This is a genomic window from Bradyrhizobium ingae, from assembly GCF_055791185.1.
Window position 1 is genome coordinate 135,137 of sequence record NZ_JBVUBB010000004.1, and the last position, 16,110, is coordinate 151,246.

The 16,110-nt window shown below is 61.5% G+C and carries 25 protein-coding genes and 2 tRNA genes; 11 read left to right on the forward strand and 16 right to left on the reverse strand.

Annotation, left to right across the window (positions count from 1 at the left end):
• Positions 1-19: 19 nt before the first annotated feature.
• A complete protein-coding gene (locus tag ACV1FX_RS07790) occupies positions 20-1,198 on the forward strand; it encodes an OpgC domain-containing protein (protein WP_473116963.1) in 1,179 nt (392 codons plus the stop codon).
• A 24-nt stretch (positions 1,199-1,222) separates the two neighbouring features.
• On the opposite strand, the gene ACV1FX_RS07795 is transcribed toward ACV1FX_RS07790, so the two are convergent.
• The 3 genes from ACV1FX_RS07795 to ACV1FX_RS07805 all read right to left on the reverse strand — a co-directional run bounded on the left by ACV1FX_RS07795 (position 1,223) and on the right by ACV1FX_RS07805 (position 2,374).
• On the reverse strand, positions 1,223-1,414 hold the full coding sequence (locus ACV1FX_RS07795; RefSeq protein WP_473116964.1) for a hypothetical protein: 192 nt from the start codon (positions 1,412-1,414) through the stop codon (positions 1,223-1,225).
• Positions 1,415-1,630: 216 nt separating this feature from the next.
• Entirely contained in the window at positions 1,631-1,876 is a 246-nt protein-coding gene (locus ACV1FX_RS07800; protein WP_473116965.1) for a hypothetical protein, read from the reverse strand.
• A 333-nt stretch (positions 1,877-2,209) separates the two neighbouring features.
• Positions 2,210-2,374, reverse strand: a complete 165-nt coding sequence (locus tag ACV1FX_RS07805) for a hypothetical protein (protein WP_473116966.1) — start codon at positions 2,372-2,374, stop codon at positions 2,210-2,212.
• Between ACV1FX_RS07805 and ACV1FX_RS07810 the strand changes: the two genes are divergently transcribed.
• The gene (locus ACV1FX_RS07810) at positions 2,349-2,537 is read left to right on the forward strand and encodes a hypothetical protein (RefSeq protein ID WP_473116967.1); all 189 of its coding nucleotides are present in this window, start codon (positions 2,349-2,351) and stop codon (positions 2,535-2,537) included. The two genes, ACV1FX_RS07805 and ACV1FX_RS07810, sit on opposite strands and share 26 nt — an antisense overlap.
• Before the next feature lie 763 nt (positions 2,538-3,300).
• Here the strand turns inward: ACV1FX_RS07810 and ACV1FX_RS07815 are convergent.
• From ACV1FX_RS07815 to ACV1FX_RS07830, 4 genes are all read right to left on the reverse strand, one after another.
• Positions 3,301-3,377, reverse strand: a tRNA-Pro gene (locus tag ACV1FX_RS07815).
• A 74-nt stretch (positions 3,378-3,451) separates the two neighbouring features.
• Positions 3,452-3,928, reverse strand: a complete 477-nt coding sequence (locus ACV1FX_RS07820; RefSeq protein WP_473116968.1) for a DUF192 domain-containing protein — start codon at positions 3,926-3,928, stop codon at positions 3,452-3,454.
• Between the two features lie 131 nt (positions 3,929-4,059).
• Complete coding sequence (locus tag ACV1FX_RS07825) at positions 4,060-4,722, reverse strand: cold-shock protein (RefSeq protein ID WP_473116969.1); 663 nt, start codon at positions 4,720-4,722, stop codon at positions 4,060-4,062.
• A 199-nt stretch (positions 4,723-4,921) separates the two neighbouring features.
• Entirely contained in the window at positions 4,922-5,683 is a 762-nt protein-coding gene (locus ACV1FX_RS07830; protein ID WP_473116970.1) for an SIR2 family NAD-dependent protein deacylase, read from the reverse strand.
• Between the two features lie 372 nt (positions 5,684-6,055).
• Between ACV1FX_RS07830 and ACV1FX_RS07835 the strand changes: the two genes are divergently transcribed.
• A complete protein-coding gene (locus tag ACV1FX_RS07835) occupies positions 6,056-6,226 on the forward strand; it encodes a hypothetical protein (protein WP_473116971.1) in 171 nt (56 codons plus the stop codon).
• Between the two features lie 69 nt (positions 6,227-6,295).
• On the opposite strand, the gene ACV1FX_RS07840 is transcribed toward ACV1FX_RS07835, so the two are convergent.
• On the reverse strand, positions 6,296-6,568 hold the full coding sequence (locus tag ACV1FX_RS07840) for a hypothetical protein (protein WP_473116972.1): 273 nt from the start codon (positions 6,566-6,568) through the stop codon (positions 6,296-6,298).
• A 310-nt stretch (positions 6,569-6,878) separates the two neighbouring features.
• Between ACV1FX_RS07840 and ACV1FX_RS07845 the strand changes: the two genes are divergently transcribed.
• Positions 6,879-7,094, forward strand: coding sequence for a hypothetical protein (locus tag ACV1FX_RS07845; RefSeq protein ID WP_473116973.1), 216 nt, complete (start codon positions 6,879-6,881; stop codon positions 7,092-7,094).
• A gap of 215 nt (positions 7,095-7,309) precedes the next feature.
• Here ACV1FX_RS07845 and ACV1FX_RS07850 read toward each other — a convergent pair whose 3' ends face one another.
• Positions 7,310-7,510 (reverse strand): hypothetical protein, encoded by a 201-nt coding sequence (locus ACV1FX_RS07850; protein WP_473116974.1) that lies wholly within the window; start codon positions 7,508-7,510, stop codon positions 7,310-7,312.
• A gap of 161 nt (positions 7,511-7,671) precedes the next feature.
• A complete protein-coding gene (locus ACV1FX_RS07855; protein ID WP_473116975.1) occupies positions 7,672-8,019 on the reverse strand; it encodes a GrlR family regulatory protein in 348 nt (115 codons plus the stop codon).
• Between the two features lie 170 nt (positions 8,020-8,189).
• Here ACV1FX_RS07855 and ACV1FX_RS07860 point away from each other — a divergent pair, with 170 nt between their 5' ends.
• Together ACV1FX_RS07860 and ACV1FX_RS07865 are read left to right on the forward strand one after the other, a co-directional pair.
• Positions 8,190-8,642: a VOC family protein gene (locus ACV1FX_RS07860; RefSeq protein WP_473116976.1), complete on the forward strand. Its 453-nt coding sequence runs from the start codon at positions 8,190-8,192 to the stop codon at positions 8,640-8,642.
• Positions 8,643-8,970: 328 nt separating this feature from the next.
• Positions 8,971-9,591 (forward strand): glutathione S-transferase family protein, encoded by a 621-nt coding sequence (locus ACV1FX_RS07865; protein WP_473117215.1) that lies wholly within the window; start codon positions 8,971-8,973, stop codon positions 9,589-9,591.
• 82 nt (positions 9,592-9,673) lie between these two features.
• Here the strand turns inward: ACV1FX_RS07865 and ACV1FX_RS07870 are convergent, their stop codons facing one another.
• The 3 genes from ACV1FX_RS07870 to ACV1FX_RS07880 are packed head-to-tail and all read right to left on the reverse strand — an operon-like array spanning position 9,674 to position 10,403.
• Complete coding sequence (locus ACV1FX_RS07870) at positions 9,674-9,841, reverse strand: hypothetical protein (RefSeq protein ID WP_473116977.1); 168 nt, start codon at positions 9,839-9,841, stop codon at positions 9,674-9,676.
• Positions 9,842-9,847: 6 nt separating this feature from the next.
• On the reverse strand, positions 9,848-10,114 hold the full coding sequence (locus tag ACV1FX_RS07875) for a hypothetical protein (RefSeq protein WP_473116978.1): 267 nt from the start codon (positions 10,112-10,114) through the stop codon (positions 9,848-9,850).
• 34 nt (positions 10,115-10,148) lie between these two features.
• Positions 10,149-10,403 (reverse strand): PilZ domain-containing protein, encoded by a 255-nt coding sequence (locus tag ACV1FX_RS07880; RefSeq protein ID WP_473116979.1) that lies wholly within the window; start codon positions 10,401-10,403, stop codon positions 10,149-10,151.
• Between the two features lie 209 nt (positions 10,404-10,612).
• On the opposite strand from ACV1FX_RS07880, the gene ACV1FX_RS07885 reads away from it, so the two are divergent.
• Positions 10,613-10,687 (forward strand) — tRNA-Glu (locus ACV1FX_RS07885).
• A 235-nt stretch (positions 10,688-10,922) separates the two neighbouring features.
• The gene (locus tag ACV1FX_RS07890) at positions 10,923-11,309 is read left to right on the forward strand and encodes a hypothetical protein (protein ID WP_473116980.1); all 387 of its coding nucleotides are present in this window, start codon (positions 10,923-10,925) and stop codon (positions 11,307-11,309) included.
• Between the two features lie 674 nt (positions 11,310-11,983).
• Here the strand turns inward: ACV1FX_RS07890 and ACV1FX_RS07895 are convergent.
• Entirely contained in the window at positions 11,984-12,181 is a 198-nt protein-coding gene (locus ACV1FX_RS07895) for a hypothetical protein (protein ID WP_473116981.1), read from the reverse strand.
• Between the two features lie 247 nt (positions 12,182-12,428).
• On the opposite strand from ACV1FX_RS07895, the gene ACV1FX_RS07900 reads away from it, so the two are divergent.
• Positions 12,429-12,749 (forward strand): hypothetical protein, encoded by a 321-nt coding sequence (locus ACV1FX_RS07900; RefSeq protein WP_473116982.1) that lies wholly within the window; start codon positions 12,429-12,431, stop codon positions 12,747-12,749.
• Between the two features lie 714 nt (positions 12,750-13,463).
• Here ACV1FX_RS07900 and ACV1FX_RS07905 read toward each other — a convergent pair.
• Positions 13,464-13,733 (reverse strand): hypothetical protein, encoded by a 270-nt coding sequence (locus ACV1FX_RS07905; RefSeq protein WP_473116983.1) that lies wholly within the window; start codon positions 13,731-13,733, stop codon positions 13,464-13,466.
• Positions 13,734-13,879: 146 nt separating this feature from the next.
• Positions 13,880-14,254, reverse strand: a complete 375-nt coding sequence (locus tag ACV1FX_RS07910; RefSeq protein WP_473116984.1) for an HdeA/HdeB family chaperone — start codon at positions 14,252-14,254, stop codon at positions 13,880-13,882.
• 143 nt (positions 14,255-14,397) lie between these two features.
• On the opposite strand from ACV1FX_RS07910, the gene ACV1FX_RS07915 reads away from it, so the two are divergent.
• Positions 14,398-14,667: a hypothetical protein gene (locus ACV1FX_RS07915; protein ID WP_473116985.1), complete on the forward strand. Its 270-nt coding sequence runs from the start codon at positions 14,398-14,400 to the stop codon at positions 14,665-14,667.
• 385 nt (positions 14,668-15,052) lie between these two features.
• Positions 15,053-16,084 carry a PrsW family intramembrane metalloprotease gene (locus tag ACV1FX_RS07920; protein ID WP_473116986.1) on the forward strand — a complete coding sequence of 344 codons (1,032 nt, stop codon included), beginning with the start codon at positions 15,053-15,055 and terminating at the stop codon, positions 16,082-16,084.
• Positions 16,085-16,110 lie beyond the last annotated feature (26 nt).

Consider the following 16,110-nt stretch of genomic DNA (forward strand, 5'->3'; position numbering starts at 1 on the left):
CCTCGAAAGTCCGCTTCGAATGGCCTTCCTGAACATCAACGCAACGCTTCCCGAAAAAGGCCGTGACCTCCGGCTGGATCTGTTTCGCGGGGTCGCGAACTGGGCGATCTTCCTCGATCACATCCCCGACAACGTCGTGAACTGGATCACGACGCGAAATTACGGTTTCAGCGACGCCGCCGACCTCTTCGTCTTCATCTCCGGCTATACCGCATCCTTCGTCTATGCGCGGATGATGCTGGAGCGCGGCTTCATCGTCGGCGCCACCCGGTTGACCAAGCGCGTGTGGCAGCTCTACGTCGCCCACATCATCCTGTTCGTGATCTACATCGCCGCGATCAGCTATTTGGCGTTGCGCTTCGGCGATTCCGACATGATCGATGAGTTCAATGTCGCGGGCCTCGTCGACAACGCCACCGAGACGCTGCGGCAGGGCTTGTTCCTTCGTTTCAAGCCACTCAATCTCGACGTGTTGCCGCTCTACATCGTGCTGATGGGATTATTCCCGCCGGTCCTGTGGTTCATGCTGCGCAAGCCGGACCTCACGATGGGGCTGTCCATCGCCCTTTGGCTGGCAGCGCGGCATTTCGGCTGGAATCTCACCGCCTACCCGGCCGGCACATGGTATTTCAACCCGTATTGCTGGCAGGTCCTGTTCGTGTTCGGGGCCTGGTGCGCGATGGGCGGAGCGCGGCGCTCGATGACGCTGATCAATTCGAACGTCACGCTCTATTTGTGCCTTGCCTATCTGCTTTTCGCGCTGATCATGACCATGGCGGGCCGCTTCTCGAACCTTGGCGCGATGTTTCCGGAGTGGCTGTTCTCAGCGTTCAACCCGAACGACAAGACCAACCTTGCGCCCTATCGCTTCATCCATTTCGTCGTGATCGTGATCCTGGTGATCCGCTTCGTGCCGAAGGACTGGCCGGGGCTGGAATGGAAGATCTTCGATCCCGTGATCGTCTGCGGCCAGCAGTCGCTCGCCGTGTTCTGTGTCGGCGTGTTCCTGTCCTTCGTCGGCCATTTCGAATTGTCGATGAGCTCGGGGTCGCTGTTCGCGCAGCTCTTCGTCAGCATTGCCGGAATCGCGATCATGACCACGGTCGCCTACTACATCTCCTGGTCGAAGCGGCAGGACAAACCGCTGAAGCCGCCCGCCACGGCGAAGCCGGCGGCTACCGCTGCGAAGGCGGGCTGAGCGAGCAAACGCGAAGCGGACGGTTCAGGCCGCTTCGTCCTCGCTATATTCGGTGAACTTCTTGTAGATCCACTGACGTCCATCGTGGCGGCGCCAGACCTTGCCGTAGACCAGCTGCCCATTGATCGAGCGCCTTGGCACGATAATGGTCCACAAATGCCAGATCTCGGTCCAACTGGATCGTAAATCAGGGGATGAGCTGCGATCGAAAACCATGACGAAAACTCGCGAGAAACAAAAGCGCCGCCATGTCTGTGATGTTGTGTGAGCCACGTTCGTAGGCACAGCGGCGAGCCGGTGCCCGATTTGATAACAGTCGACGAAATGGCCGCAACACGAGCGCGTGCTTAACCTAACTGGTCAACCTTAACTGCCGTAGATGTGCAGGCCGTGACGGGTTGAAACAATGCCCGGTCTTTTCTAGAATGCGCATCAGATTTGAGATGACCGCGCCGTTTTGAGACGTCTGACGATTTCGAACTGAATTGAGTTTTTGAGACACCTGCTGTCCGGGTTGATCGACATGAATTTGCTCAGCATGAATTTGCTCAACGTGAATCTGCAATGCGTATGGTTGCACCTGGTGGCCGCGGCTCCGCCGTCGGCGGCGACCGCCGCACCAGCCGCCAAGGCACTTCCCGATGCAGCGAACGACAACAAGACGGTCTGGCCGTTCATCCCCTTCCCTGCGGGTTGGTGCGCGTCAAGCTGAGATGCACGACTGATCTGTCGGCTCTGAAAAGCGCGACGCCGCACAAGCGGAATATCGTCGCTTGGCGGCGTCCGTTTAGGTATTGGGCGCTCAAATCCCCAATATCCGTATGTCTATTGCGGACCCCAAAGGTTCGACAAAGCCTCGATTATTTCGCACGCGGCTGAGGCGGCAACTGTCTGAAAAATCGCGCAGAAGTCGCGATGCGCTGCAAACGGGAACCAGAGGTTTGAACAGGCGCTTGTGCGAGACGATCGCGCGCGTCGGCTGACCGGCGTTCCCGGTCTCGCCCTTTTGCCTCAGGTGCTTCCAGAGGCCGTACCGAGCGTGCCTTGAGCCGTGTAGGTCTGGCCAGCCTGGTTGGACTGACCGCCCTGGTTCTGGCCGCCTTGCGAACTGACCGAGGTTTGGACTTCGGTCGTGCCGTCGGAATAGGTGATGACCGTGGTGGTGATCCCGTTCACGGTCGTGGAGACCTCGCTGACGATGGTTTTGGCTGAGCTGCCGCTACCGCTGTCTGCTCCGCCACTTCCGCCTGCCGACTGGGAAGACGATACAGTTGCCGAGGACGAGCTCGTCGCCGATGTGGACGATGTCGCCGAGGAAGAGGAGCTTGCCGCGGACTGAGACGTTGCCGCTGCGCTGGAGACCGAACCGATCGCCGTGATCGACATGGGAGCCTCGCCTATGTTGCCGGGCGCAACGCAAGATGCACGATCCGCCCTTTCCTTCAACGCGGCTCCCCGCCGAAACAGGCGTCGGGATCACCTGGAAAATGACAGTTTCTCGGCGAGGGCTTTGGATGGGTGGTGCGCGGACCTGCCCCGCGGTGCGTCTGTGGAACACCCTCGCGCTTATCGGCGGTGCATGCACGCCTGCACGTACTCTTTAAGGGCGGGCTGTCCCTTGCCCCCACTGAGACCCATTCCTCGGGCCTCCTCTTTGCACCGTTCTATCTTTGCATCGAGCTGCGGATGGTTTGCTTCGGCGCACTGACGGCGGAAAGGACCGGGGGGATACTGCATGCAGTTTTGCGCTTGAGCGCTGGTGCTGCCTAGAACCAGTGAGACGGCAACCAGCTTTCGGATCATGTCTGAATGAATGGTCTGCACCACGTCATTTCTCCTCGCCCAGATCTCGACCCAAAGATGTTCGGGCAGCCTCAAAGCGCGCGCAAGCGGATTTCCCGAGAGCGGAGATGGATACTGGCTGAACAAGCGTAATGCTCGGCGGAGCCTGGCAACTCCGCCAAAGGCCTTGCCCGGCCTGTTTGTCACTGGGGCGATGGCGGAACGGGCAGGCGCGCTCTCACATGCCTTCCCATGGTCTTCCCCTTCGAAATCCTGGGAAGGAAAGACCTGCTTAGTGTACCGTAAGCATTTGAAATTGCTGGTCGGGGCAGCTGGATTCGAACCAACGACCTGCAGTACCCAAAACTGCCGCGCTACCAGGCTGCGCTATACCCCGAATGTCCAGCAGGCCCCGTCGATACACGCTTCAGGGGCCGCCAGCAAGGCGGCTGTGCGCCGCCGATTTCGGCTCTATTTGCCGCCGAACAGCGGGTGCGCGACGCGGTCGCCGGGGCGGATGCCGTATTTCTGCGCCGTGCCGGCCGGCACCTCCAAGACGGCCCGCGCGAGACCGCGCGAAGGGATGATCTTGGTCGACAGCGGCTCGGTATTCTCGGCAATCCTTAGAATGCGACCGTCGGCGGCGATGAAGATCATGTCGAGCGAGATGTAGGTGTTCTTCATCCACATCGTCACTTCCTGCTCGGGCGAGAAGTCGAACAGCATCCCCTTCCCGTCCGCGAGCTCCTTCCGGTACATCAGGCCAGTCGTCTTCTCCTCCTCGGTCGTAGCCATCTCGACGGAGAACACCTGAACGCCGTTCCTGGTCGCAATCTCGAGCGGCTGGAAACTCGCGGCCCGCATGGGGCCGGCGCAAACGGCAAAAACAAGGACTGCGGCCAACAGGCCCCGGACCAGAGACCAGGCTGTCTTGCGATCAAAATTCATGGAACGGCACTCATGCCAGCGGCGTGGGTTGGGACGCGCATCGTAACCCGGCGATCATGGCAAATGCCAGACGGCCCCACCCGCTCCGGCTGCTCACGAATCCGGGAACAGCCGACAGGGAGATTTCGTGGCTAGTGGGACTGGAGCCCAGGCGATCCGGTCTCGGGATGGATCTCGGCGGCCATCATGCCCTTCGAGCCCGGCCCAAAGCGGACCAGCACATACTGGCCCGGCCGCAACTCGGTCATGCCGAAGCGGCGCAGCGTCTCCATGTGCACGAAGATGTCAGGCGTGCCCTCGCCACAGGTCAAGAAGCCGAAGCCGCGCAGCCGGTTGAACCATTTGACCTGCGCCCGCTCCAGCCCGCTGGTCGGCGTCACCGTGACATGGGTGCGCGGCGGCAGCATCTGCGCGGGATGGATCGCGGTCGACTCGTCCATCGAGACGACGCGGAACGCCTGATAGCCCTTGGCGCGCTGGATGCACTCGACGACGATGCGTGCCCCCTCATATGCGGTCTGGAAACCGTCGCGCCTGAGCACGGTTACGTGCAGGAGCACGTCGGGCCAGCCATTGTCGGGAACGATAAAACCGTAGCCCTTCGAAGCGTCGAACCATTTGATGACGCCCGTGACTTCGACAAGATTGGCACTCCCTTCACCAAGCCCGGTGAAGGGATTGAGCGCTGTATCGCGACCGACACCTGCGATGTCGCCCGGTGCCAGCCGCCCAGACGACGCGCCCGGCGCTGGAACTCCGACCTTTTTGGACTCGAATCCGTCCGACGACCCCATAACCCCGGACCTCACACATCAAAGGCAAACCGCCCTCAGCGACGGTGCCGAATCACGCGTCAGGACGAGAACTTCTCACCATGACGCCACACGAATCTCTCGAATCAAAAGATAACACTCCCGGTTGCGACGCATAGACAAAAAAGAGATTCGCCGGAACCTATGAACAGCCTTGCACAGGCGCGAATCAAATTCGACGTCAGTTACCGACGAAGGGTCCCAAGGTCTCGCCGATGTCGTGGTGGATCACGAGATCGGCGATGTCGTCCTGCTCGGTCGGCTCGCGGTTGATGATCACGAGACGCGCTCCGCAATTCTTCGCCATCATCGGAAAGCCCGCCGCCGGCCAAACCACGAGCGAGGAACCGATCGCGATGAAGAGATCGCACTGCTGCACAAGCTCGGTCGCACGCTGCATCGCATCTTCCGGCATCGCCTGCCCGAACGAGATCGTCGCCGTCTTCACCGGTTCGGCGCACACGGTGCAGTCGGGCGCGGCGCCTTCTGCGTCGAACCTCTGCTTCACCCAGTCGAGCTGATAGGCCTCGCCGCAGCCGATGCAGCGCGCGTAAGTGGTATTGCCGTGGAGTTCAATCACGTGGTCGGGAGCGAAGCCCGATGCCTGGTGCAGGTTGTCGATGTTCTGAGTGATGACGGCGGGAGCCTTGCCGGCACGGTAGAGCGAGGCCAGCGCACGATGGCCGCGTCCGGGCTTTGCCGCGGCAAAGGTCGGCTCCATCGCGAAACGGCGGCGCCAGGATTCGTCCCGCGCCTCCTGGCTCGCGACGAATTCGTCGAACGGGATCGGACGGTTACGAGTCCACAATCCACCCGGCGAGCGGAAATCGGGGATGCCGCACTCGGTCGAGATGCCCGCTCCCGTGAACGGCAAGATGCTGCGTGCGGTGGCGATCATGTCGCCGAGCCTGTCGACGCCGGTGCGAAGATCTGATGCAATCACAAGCAGCCATCCCGTGCGCGAACGTGCCACCTATAGCACGTCCGACCGATCGCGATGATCTCTCTCATCACAAATGACGCCCGCGCTGCCAACGTCGTCCTTTGTCGCTCGGAGATCGATCTTCGTCGTCGCAGCGACGCCTGATTTGCCTATCTGGGGCTAGCGGCAGAGCGCGCAAGCGGCAAGGTTGTTGACGCGCTTATCCACCATGAAGCGCGACGAGGTCGGCAAATTTTTCCGCTCCGTCGCTTATCACAATCCGGCAATGCCTCGTCCCCATTGACGCCCCATTCGAGGTCGATCAATGCAACCGTTCGAATCCGACTCAACGCGATGCGGCGGCAGCGCTTGAGGTCAGTTGGTAAGAAGGGGATGGACATGACAGAAGAAGAACAGCGTAAAGCAAGGGATCGAGAAGAGATCGCCGCGCGCGTCGCCGCTTTTCGTGCGACACAGGAAAAATTCAAACGCGAGCGAGAGGAATATTTTGTCTCGACGCTGGAGAACGCCCGCAAGGTCGAGCGGCCGTCGCTTTGGCCGTAAGGCCGTTTTGGATTGATCAAGCAAAAAGCCCGGAGCGCCGCTCCGGGCTTTTCGTTTTGGCGTCTGGTTTTACCAATGACGCCAGTGATGGTGCCGGTAATAGACCGGTCCGCCATAGTAGGCGTAGGGACCCGGTCCGTAATAGCTCGGACCATAGTCATAGTAGCCCGGACCATAATAATAAGGATGGGACGCAGCGATCGCGCCCGCTGTGAGTGCGCCGGCCGCAAGACCGAACGCGAGACCCGGTCCGATGCCGCGCCCGCGCGCCTCTGCCGGTGCCGCAATCGCGGTAGCTCCGACGGCCGCAACCGTGGCCAGAACTGCCAAAGTCTTTCTCATGCGCTTTCTCCTCCATCGCTCGTGGAGGACCAACGCCTGCACCGTCCGATGGTTGCGGGCAATCGATGTGGGCGAAACCGCTGCCATTCGAAAAAAAACTCGCACCGCCCTGGAACGAACCGGCTTGCGGGCGCATTTGATTTCCAAGTGCGGCAGCCTCCGCCATCCGGGTCGAGGTGAAAGCACGAAGACCCCGTCAGCATCCTCCGCGGTGTTGGCGGGGTTTTCGGTTTCAGGGCGCGGTGGCAGCAGAGGCGCCCCTTTGCCAATGGGGAGGGCATGTGAGGAGGTCCGTTTGCCGATATCCGCATTGCTGGCCCGCATCCGCAGGCTGATCCCCAGACGCCAGGATAAACACTATGAGGAGATCGTCCGCAGCTTCGGTGTCGGCGCCTTGCGCCCGCCACCGACGCCGATGAGCGATCGCGAACTTGCCCGCGCGATTGCCGAGTTCCTGAAAGACGCTCCTTCGACAAACTCGGTTTCGAGTCTTGGGCGACGGCTGGACCCAACCTCCGGAACCTGACCAATTTTCTCGTCTGCTCCCGGAACAAACCCGCCCTTAGCGCGTTGGCCATCCTCGTTCGCGCAAAGAGGCTGCGATGCCAGCGTGGCTTGAAGTCCTGCTCAACCTGGTTGGGTACGCCGGATTCCTGGCGCTGGCCGCGCGCAGCGCCTCGCGGGCTCGCGGCCCCGGCGATGACTCACATTTGCAGCGATAGGATTCGAGCGGCGGCGCGCTCAGCGCGTCTGCGGCGGCTGTCCTGCCGTCCGCACCAGCCGGTCGGCCTTCACGAGCACGTGTGACCCGTCTTCCACCTGCGGACGCAGCGAAAGGCTGATCGCCACAAAGGCGGCGCAGAACAACATGCCGACGACCGCGACACGACGAAAGGTCTGTCGGTCGGCCTGGTAGAAGGACAGCGTCGAAGGTGGTGTCATGGCCATTGTGCCTGGCTCTCTCGTTTCGGCTTGCCTGCCGACACCTATCCCAATGCGTCGGAACTGCAACGCGATCCGGCTTTTAACCTAACCGAATAGGGTTATCCGATCTCGTGAAAGCTTTCGTTAGGCTTTGCCGCGGAGCGCTTTCCGCCGCGTGATCAGATGTCGGCGAGCCGCTTCAACGTCGCGCGAAAGCTGAGGCTGCGATTGCCGACCAGCACGGTGCCGAACACTTCCGCCTCCTTATCGGTGAACGTGCCGGAGAAGCCGCTGTTGACCTCCTGGCCGCCGAACAACGGGCGGACAAAGGGATCGGCAAATGGCGTGTGCTGATTGGTGGCAAGCTCGCCCTTCCAAGTGCCGTTGCCGATCGTATACGAGCCTTGCGACCAGAAATATGGCCCGCCGCCGAGCAGCACCCCGTCGCGCAGCACCAGCACCCCACTGTCGCGGCCCTTCACGCCGTCGAGCATGTGGATGTGGATGGAATAGAGCCCGTTTTTCATGGCGGACCCGACGATACAACTTGGCGCCGACAGCGTCGAGCGGCGGCGTGAAGCGCGAGCCTGCCATGCAGCCGCTTGAACGCTCCTCCCCTGCCCTCGCTGCGCGTTTGCTGCTATGGAACTGCCGAACCAAGCCTGCCTCAGTCAAAGACCGCCAGGGAGAAAAGACCATGCGTTACCTCCACACCATGCTGCGCGTGCGCAATCTCGACGTCGCGCTGAAATTCTACCAGGACGCGCTCGGCTTGAAGGAGGTGCGGCGGATCGAAAACGACAAGGGACGCTTTACGCTCGTATTCCTGTGCTCGGCGGACGATCTCGAAGCGCTGAAGAAGCAGCCCTCGACGCGCGGGGCGCCGCTGGTCGAGCTCACCTACAATTGGGACGAGGAGAAGTACGGTGAGGACCGCTATTTCGGTCACCTCGCCTATGAGGTCGACGACATCTACGCGACCTGCGATCGGTTGATGAAGGCAGGCATCACGATCAACCGCCCGCCACGCGACGGCAACATGGCGTTCGTCCGGTCGCCCGACCTGCATTCGATCGAGCTGCTTCAGAAGGGCGATCCGAAGCCGCCGCAGGAGCCGTGGCAGTCGATGCCGAACACCGGTCACTGGTAAGCAGCACGCGCGTTCCGCCTGGAACGAGCCCTGCCCCTGGGCGTTCTCTCCTCAACGAGGACATCTGGAGGAGGACGCAAATGGCGAGAGGGCTGTTGCTGTGGTTACTTGGCGTGCCGATCCCGGTGATCATTCTGCTGTGGCTTTTCTTCGGCCACTGACGCCTGTCACCGGTTGTCGGATGCGTCTGAAAGCTCCGCCCCTGGCGGAGCTTTTTGCATGAGACGGCTTCGCGAACACCGCTCGCGCGATGCGCGAGATTTCGCTATCAACCGCAGCAAAGCATGAACGCGGGAGAAGCAACGTGGCGGAGCATAAGCCGCAACTGATGGTCTGGGGGCGCGCCAATTCGGTCAACGTGCAAAAGGTGCTGTGGTGCCTGACCGAGCTCGATCTTGCCTTCGAGCGCATCGATGCCGGCATGCAGTTCGGCCGCACCCGCGAGGCCGACTATCTCGCGATGAACCCCAATTCGCGCATCCCAACACTCGTCGACGGCGACTACGTGTTGTGGGAATCCAATTCCATCATGCGCTACCTCTGTCTCGCCTATCGTCAGGACACGACGATCTATCCGCAAGCAGCGAGACGACGCGCCGGCGTCGACCGCTGGCTCGACTGGACGCTCTCGACGCTACAGCCGGCCGATCGTCCGGTGTTCTGGGGAATCGTTCGCACGCCGCCCGCCGAACGCAACATGGTGCAGATCCAGAAGGATGCAGATGCGGCGACCGAGGTCTGGCGCATCCTCGATCAACAGCTCGCGACACGCCGCTTCGTCGAGGGCGACGACTTCAGCATTGCCGACATCGCACTCGGCGCCTATGCGCGGCGCTGGCTCGGCGTCGAGGGCATCACGCGCCCAACGCTTTCCAATCTGAGCCGCTGGTTCGCAGAGCTCGCGAGCCGGCCGGGCTTTGCAAAGTATGTCGCACCGCCGATGTCCTGAAGGGCTATTCTTTGGGGCATGACCTGTTCTGAAAACCGGTGCCCACTTTCCGCTTCGCGGCCCTTCGGGTCCGGATCATGCCCTAACGCCAGCCGCGCTCGACCAGCAGCACACAAACGACCAGCACCAGCGTGACGGCGGCGGTCGCAAGCCGCGCGGTCCAGCTCATGCCGCGACCGACCCACCAGAGCAGCGCACAATAGATCAGGACGGGGACGATGATGTCGAGCGACAGCCCGGTCGACGGCATGCACCGCTAGCGGCGGCTCGAGGCGGTAACACCGACATCCAGCGTGCCGCCGATCTTCACGCAGCTTCCGGTGCTCTCGACGCGAACGAAGCCGGGACCGTAGGCGGCGCAAGTGCTGGCGCTCCCCGTGCCCTTGAGCGGCAGCACCTTGCCGGTCTGGGGCGACCGCTCCGGGCTGGGCAGGCGCGCCGTCTCGGCACGAGCCGACGAGATTACGAGACAGCCGATAGCGATGATGGAGAGAGCGCGCATGCCGTCTTGTAGCGCGGGCAAGGTCCGATTTCCATGAGGACCGGCGGGACGTAGGTCAGATGAATTTGATTCCGGCGGACTTGCCGCGCCGCCAGATCACCTGGCAGCTCCGCCCGGTCCGGGCATCGCGCGCGAAGGCCAGCCGGATAATGCCGGGCAGTTGAGCCGCGTCCTCGTCAAGCGTGATGCGGGCGCCCGAGCTGGAGATGTCGGCCACGAGGCACTGCCGCGCGGCGAACCCGCCCTCGAGCGTGATCCAGGCCTGCTGCGACAGCAATTTGCGTGCTTCCCGCTTCTTGGTTGCGGCCATGACCAGAAAATCTCCCGATCCAGCGCTACCGCAGGAAATCCTAAGAAACCGTTGAAAAAGCGCCAGAACTTTCCCAGGGCGAGTTTCTCCACCGGTCCCAAAAGACGTTCCCGAATGGCTTGCCCCACCGCCCAAAGGCCACTATACGTTCGCCCGCCGCAGGGCATTCCGGGGACGACTCGTTCGGGCCCCGGCACGGTGCAAGTCTTGCTCCCTTCGTCTATCGGTTAGGACGCCACCCTTTCACGGTGGAGAGAGCGGTTCGATTCCGCTAGGGAGCGCCATCGCCTGAAGTCGCGCCTTAAAATCATTCAACAATTTGGCTCTGATTGATCCGCTTTTTGGAACGACCGTTCCGGTGGGCCACATTTCGTTCCAGACGGATCTAAGTCCGTTTACACCTGAACTCGAACCCATGAGCCCGCCTCCCGGCCCGGCTTTCGTAAGCCACTGAGCGGTCTTTTCGCGCGCTAAATCGCGGTCGTTAACGCTTCGCTCTAACGCGAACGGAAGTGGTCCGTGAGTTTCGGAATTCTGAATTGGACCCTGCTTGAGGGACGCGGTGAGCGCGATGATTGCAGCCTCGCGTTCTTCAGCGCCGGTGCCGCATCCGATGCGAAACGGCAGGAAGAGCGCTCCGCCGCATCCGGCCGCCAGGAAGAGCTGCTCGGAAACTTGAGACGCGGCTTCCCTATGCCAACCCGGAAGCCGCAGCGCGCAAGCTGGTCGCGGCTCGCCGCAGGCGTCGAAGCCGTCCAGGACGGCCGCATCCGCGTCGAGAAGATCAACGCGCCGTTCCTCTACAAGCTCAAAGCCAACGCCCCTGAGTTTGGCGCTGGATCAAGGCCGCGGTCGAGCGCGGCTGGCTCAAGCTGCACGAGTCTGGGAACGGTGTGCGGCTCTTGAAGACAGGCGCCCCGCCTTCGGGGCTTTGAGTCAAAGACGGCCCCGGCCGGGGGGCGTAGGAGTTGCGTGGGAAGGCCGGGGCCGTTGGAGGTGCTTGGCTGCAGGCCAAGCGAGTGATCATAGACTGACGCAGGTCACTGATCTGTTCGCCTCCATACACTCGTGGTACCCCGCTGACGCGGCTTTCAGCCGCAGACATTTGCCGCTTCCTGGCACAAACTACATAGCTGCCCGACACCATCCGTGTGACGATACGCGCATGGGGAATGACCGGCTATTTCAGTCGATAGTACTCGCTGCCGGCGCGCTATCCGTAGCGGCGTTCTCGGCCCTCGTGCTGATCTTTCATTGATCTAACTCAACTCAGCTTAGCTATCCGGCGCGCCTTCTGCGGATGATCAGAAATCCGAGCGGGCACCGCAATGACGCGTGATCGGCAGTGGATGATTCATTGGCTGGCATGGACTTTGGCCGCGATAGGTCTGCTGACTATCGTCTCTCTCCTTTGATTGGAGACTCGCCAGCGTGAGCCGCTAGCTACCATCACTAGATCGCGGATCGGGCATCGCGATACCGCAAATCAATTCTCTTATGCTGAAGGTCCGACGCTGCACGAGAGCGGCACCCATGTGCGACACTTGAAAGCAGAGGCCGCCAATGAGGCGGCCTTGCTTCTAGATGGGCGGCTTAAGGCCTGGTGAATTTAACCATTCATCGATACGGGCGGTGATGTCGGCCTCGTGGGCCTTCCTCAATAGGTCATCACGTTCCTTGCCCGCTGGTAGTTGTAGTGCCTTTTCCCTTGCTAGCCGGGCTTCCTTGATCAGTTGTTCTCCCAGCGCTTTGTCTGGTTTGAACCGCAGGCGTTTCACGATCTCCTCCCGTCATGAAATTCGCTCCACTCTAAAACGCCTTGGAAGCGCAGACGTTCGACGGGGAACATTCTCGTTCCACTCTTGGACCCTTTGATTCCATGGCGAAACCGGAATTAGGGTACCCCTACTCACGGTAATCATCCGGAATCCACTAGGCTTAGAGACAGTAGGGCGTACGAACTCTGCCTGGCGACCGCCGGCAAGCAGGTCCCATCAGGACCGGACTGCATCCACGAGGTGAAGCATGATGGCTACCGGATGCTGTCATCCGGGAAGACGCTCGCGTACGCCTGCTGTCTCGCAACGGGAGCGACTGGACCAAGCGCTATCCATCGATCGCCGAGGCCGCGCTGATGAACCGGCAGAAGCACTTCGTATCGACGACGAGGCCGTGATCCTCGGCGTCGACGGCATTTCCGACTTCAACGCGCTGCACTCCGGCAAGCACGATCAGGAAGTGCAGCTTTACGCGTTCGATGTTCTCGCGATCTTGTCGCGGCTCAGGGCAAAACGGCCCAATAGCGGCGGCCATTGGCTTCTGGATCTGTGGTGTCGCTGGCCTTGAATCGGATGTAACGCGCCGCCTCACGTGGATTTAGTTTGTAGCGGCCCTTGGGAAGCGGAGACGTGTTCTCGTAGATGAGGACATGGCTCCATTCCTCGGGAGATGCGAAACCATTCACTGGCGCCGACCACCACGGCGGTTCTGGCCTTGGAAACAGGAGTGCGATCTTCGTCCCGTGAGGTATTGAACTTGGCTTGTAGTCGCGTCCAATCCAAATCATGACCGGCAATCCGAGAGCGTAGATCGCGAGGCAAATCGCGACGATACGGCTGAATCCTGGTCCTGTCTGTCCTGCAGATGGCATGGGGAGCTTTTACAATCAGACCTGGAGCAACAAGATGGCAGACTTCGTCTTGCCACTTCTCGCTCCGTTGGCAGTGTTGCGCTTACGAGGCTGTGCGGATCGTGCCAATGCGAAGCACGCAAGAAGGTTCCGAAACCAACGTATAGCTATCGCGATACCGCAAACATTGGCCTATGCGACGGCATGAGGAATGAAACAGCCTGGATCGTCATCCCCGCTATCGGCCTCGCCATTTTCCTGGGCGTCATCGTTCTGCTCATTGGGCGGTAAGGTTCCATATCGCCTCGCCGGAACCCGCGCCCTCATTGCCTCCATCGTCCGACCTCATGCCGACTGTCACGGCCACGTAGCGGTCCGCGTGCCGGTGCGTGGTCGGCGACGGCTCGCCGTTCGAGTTCCCGAAAGCGTACCTACTGCCGATTCTCGTAGCGCTCACAACGGGGATCGCCGCGCTTCACCAGGGCGATCTCCTCGAGCGGGGGGCCACATTGCTGGAGGGAGTATTGGCTCTCATAGGGCGGCGGTGAACGTCGGCAGAGCTTCACGCCAACGGGAACGTCATAGGATTGGGCTCCGATCGTATAGAAGCATGTGCTTGGCTTGGGAGCCTGCTCCTTGGTCTGGGCTTGAGCTTGCCCGAACGAGAGGATTGCGATCGCAACAAACGGGAACGCGCGCATTGTGATTTTCCTTCACGTCTCACCCGCCATGGAACCTGCCCGCATAGCGACTCTAGGAAGCAGCAAGCCGCTGCGCAATGGTGCAGCCGAGACGATCGCGCGATCGAAGCCGGTGCCACGGCCTGACGTCGCCGACCGACCTCAGGCTATTTCGCGACGGCCTCTACTGCGTCGAGCAGCTTCACGTCGCGATGGGACTCGCAAAATCGTGCAATCCGGTCGGCGGTCTTCTCAAGCGCCTGGGTATCGACCACGGGATTGTTGCGAAGCCCCGCATAGTAGCCGCTCAGCCAGACGTTGACTGTCCTCATGTGCGTGAAGCGCTGGGTCGTATACTGCTCGCAGGTGATCCTGGAGACGTCGACCGTGACCTGGGCTTGCGCGCTTTGCCCCAGCACTATTGCCACCAGCAGCCCCAGGCCAACCTGCCTCGCGTCCTGCATGATCCCTTCCCGCGCCATCAATGCCAAACGAAGGCAGACATTCCGGCAGCGGAACCGCTTCGCCTTGACCCAGATCAACGGACTGGCTCCTGAGGTCGCGACCCCGCCTTAACCGAGTTCGACCGATCGCCTTGCCTTGGCCCAAATTGCTCAGGCAAACTGGTGTCGACCGTGCCTTGCGCGGCCATCGTTGTCATTGCTCGCTTGCGACCGGAGACCGAATGGCTGTCAACAAGATCACCTGGGAACGCGTCGGTCGGGTGACCGAGCCCGGCCGTTACATGTACACGTTCGGCTGGCTGACGATTACGGAGGGAGACCTCCAGGTCTGGCAGCAATATCCCGACGCGGCCTTCACGCTTCTCGCACACGTGCCGTCAGCCGATGCGGTCGGCGATGAATTCCATCTCGGCACATTCGATATCTCGCCCGACGCTCAATCAGCTGCCGACAGCGCATATGCGGGTGGGGCGACAGGCGGGCTGCACTAGGCTGCGCCTCTGCACGGGACGTTGAGCGCCGCGGAGCAACTGATGGCATAGGTGTTGCCTTGTCGGGCGCATGATCCATCGTGCCGCCCCCGATCAGGCTATCCGGCTGCGGCTCATCAAGGTCTGCCCTAGAGCCAAGAAGCGATCGAAACCCATTGACTTGTCTAACTAATTGCGCGCCCGTGCGGCGCGCGGAATTCTTGATGTAGATATCAAGCGGAGACTGTTATGCGGTTGATTGCGCTTGCGCTTTCGATTCTCGCGCGAAACGCGGATGAACCGGGGCTGTCGGGATCGTTAAGCGTTGCGACAGCAGGCGCATGACACATCGTCGCATTGCTTCGAGTGGATTAGCTGACCAAGGGAACCTATTGTCCAGCCAATGATGACCTTGCTTGAAGCATTGCCGACCGTGATCGGGACGGCCGCCGTCGCACCGGCTTTGTTGATGCTCTGGCTCGTCATCGCCGCCGAGGAGCGCCCCGGCCCGCCGGCCCAGGTCTGGACCGCCTTCCTGCTCGGTGCGGCCAGCATTTCGCTGCTGGGGCTCGCCCGTGCACCGTTCGCCAGGATGGTCGCTGCCCCGGACAATCCATGGGCGGAGCTCGCCATGCATTCGATCTTCGGCGTAGCGCTGCCGGAGGAAGCCGTGAAGGTCATCGCCATCGTGCTTGTCTCCTCGACCAAGCGGCGGACCTTTGCCAATCCGATGGACACGGTGGTCTATGGTGCCGCGGTCGGGCTCGGCTTTGCCGCCTACGAAAACCTTGCCTATCTCGTGCAGCATGCCGACATGTGGCGCTCGCTGGCGGCCTTGCGCAGCGTGCTCACGGTCCCCTTCCACGGCGCGCTCGGCATCATTGCAGGTGCCTATCTGACGATTGCGCGCGCAGGCACGGCGTTAGGAGCCAACCGCCATCATCGCGACTGGGCGCGTTTCTCGAGCCGCGTCCTGATGCTGATGGGCCCCCTCGCCCTGCATGCGAGCTTCGATTTTCCGCTGCTGACCCTGCAGCGGATGCCCGACCTCGATCCAAATGTGCGGATGTGGTTCGGTGCAGCGAGCCTTCTGATCGGCTTCAGCTCGATCGCTTTCGCCATCCGCCTGGTGCGCCGCGTTGCGCGCCACCACGCGCCGCGCACCGAGATCGCGCGCGAGCGCCTCAGCCAGCTTCGGCGGATGTGGGCGCTGCTGGTGATTGGCGGTGGTGTCGGCTTTGTCGGCCTCGCCTTCGTGCTCACCTCGATCCATCACTGGCTGGTCAATCCCGACCACAACGTGACCCTGGTGCTGATCCCAATTGGTCTCAGCTCGATCCTGCTCGGTATCGCCCTATTGGTTGTCACAACGGCGATCTACATTCTCGGGCGCAACCGCATCCGTACCAGCGCGGAAGGATTTTCATCCGCGCCCTGAGGTGGGTGGTCACTGCGGTACGCACG

Excerpts from the sequence above, each read along its gene's own strand:
- ACV1FX_RS07790 (WP_473116963.1), top strand. The coding sequence starts at position 20 with ATGGCCTTCCTGAACATCAACGCAACGCTTCCCGAAAAAGGCCGTGAC.
- ACV1FX_RS07795 (WP_473116964.1), bottom strand. The coding sequence starts at position 1,414 with ATGGTTTTCGATCGCAGCTCATCCCCTGATTTACGATCCAGTTGGACC.
- ACV1FX_RS07800 (WP_473116965.1), bottom strand. The coding sequence starts at position 1,876 with ATGAACGGCCAGACCGTCTTGTTGTCGTTCGCTGCATCGGGAAGTGCC.
- ACV1FX_RS07810 (WP_473116967.1), top strand. The coding sequence starts at position 2,349 with ATGACCGTGGTGGTGATCCCGTTCACGGTCGTGGAGACCTCGCTGACG.
- ACV1FX_RS07820 (WP_473116968.1), bottom strand. The coding sequence starts at position 3,928 with ATGAATTTTGATCGCAAGACAGCCTGGTCTCTGGTCCGGGGCCTGTTG.
- ACV1FX_RS07825 (WP_473116969.1), bottom strand. The coding sequence starts at position 4,722 with ATGGGGTCGTCGGACGGATTCGAGTCCAAAAAGGTCGGAGTTCCAGCG.
- ACV1FX_RS07835 (WP_473116971.1), top strand. The coding sequence starts at position 6,056 with ATGGACATGACAGAAGAAGAACAGCGTAAAGCAAGGGATCGAGAAGAG.
- ACV1FX_RS07840 (WP_473116972.1), bottom strand. The coding sequence starts at position 6,568 with ATGAGAAAGACTTTGGCAGTTCTGGCCACGGTTGCGGCCGTCGGAGCT.
- ACV1FX_RS07850 (WP_473116974.1), bottom strand. The coding sequence starts at position 7,510 with ATGACACCACCTTCGACGCTGTCCTTCTACCAGGCCGACCGACAGACC.
- ACV1FX_RS07855 (WP_473116975.1), bottom strand. The coding sequence starts at position 8,019 with ATGAAAAACGGGCTCTATTCCATCCACATCCACATGCTCGACGGCGTG.
- ACV1FX_RS07860 (WP_473116976.1), top strand. The coding sequence starts at position 8,190 with ATGCGTTACCTCCACACCATGCTGCGCGTGCGCAATCTCGACGTCGCG.
- ACV1FX_RS07865 (WP_473117215.1), top strand. The coding sequence starts at position 8,971 with ATGGTCTGGGGGCGCGCCAATTCGGTCAACGTGCAAAAGGTGCTGTGG.
- ACV1FX_RS07870 (WP_473116977.1), bottom strand. The coding sequence starts at position 9,841 with ATGCCGTCGACCGGGCTGTCGCTCGACATCATCGTCCCCGTCCTGATC.
- ACV1FX_RS07880 (WP_473116979.1), bottom strand. The coding sequence starts at position 10,403 with ATGGCCGCAACCAAGAAGCGGGAAGCACGCAAATTGCTGTCGCAGCAG.
- ACV1FX_RS07900 (WP_473116982.1), top strand. The coding sequence starts at position 12,429 with ATGATGGCTACCGGATGCTGTCATCCGGGAAGACGCTCGCGTACGCCT.
- ACV1FX_RS07905 (WP_473116983.1), bottom strand. The coding sequence starts at position 13,733 with ATGCGCGCGTTCCCGTTTGTTGCGATCGCAATCCTCTCGTTCGGGCAA.
- ACV1FX_RS07915 (WP_473116985.1), top strand. The coding sequence starts at position 14,398 with ATGGCTGTCAACAAGATCACCTGGGAACGCGTCGGTCGGGTGACCGAG.
- ACV1FX_RS07920 (WP_473116986.1), top strand. The coding sequence starts at position 15,053 with ATGACCTTGCTTGAAGCATTGCCGACCGTGATCGGGACGGCCGCCGTC.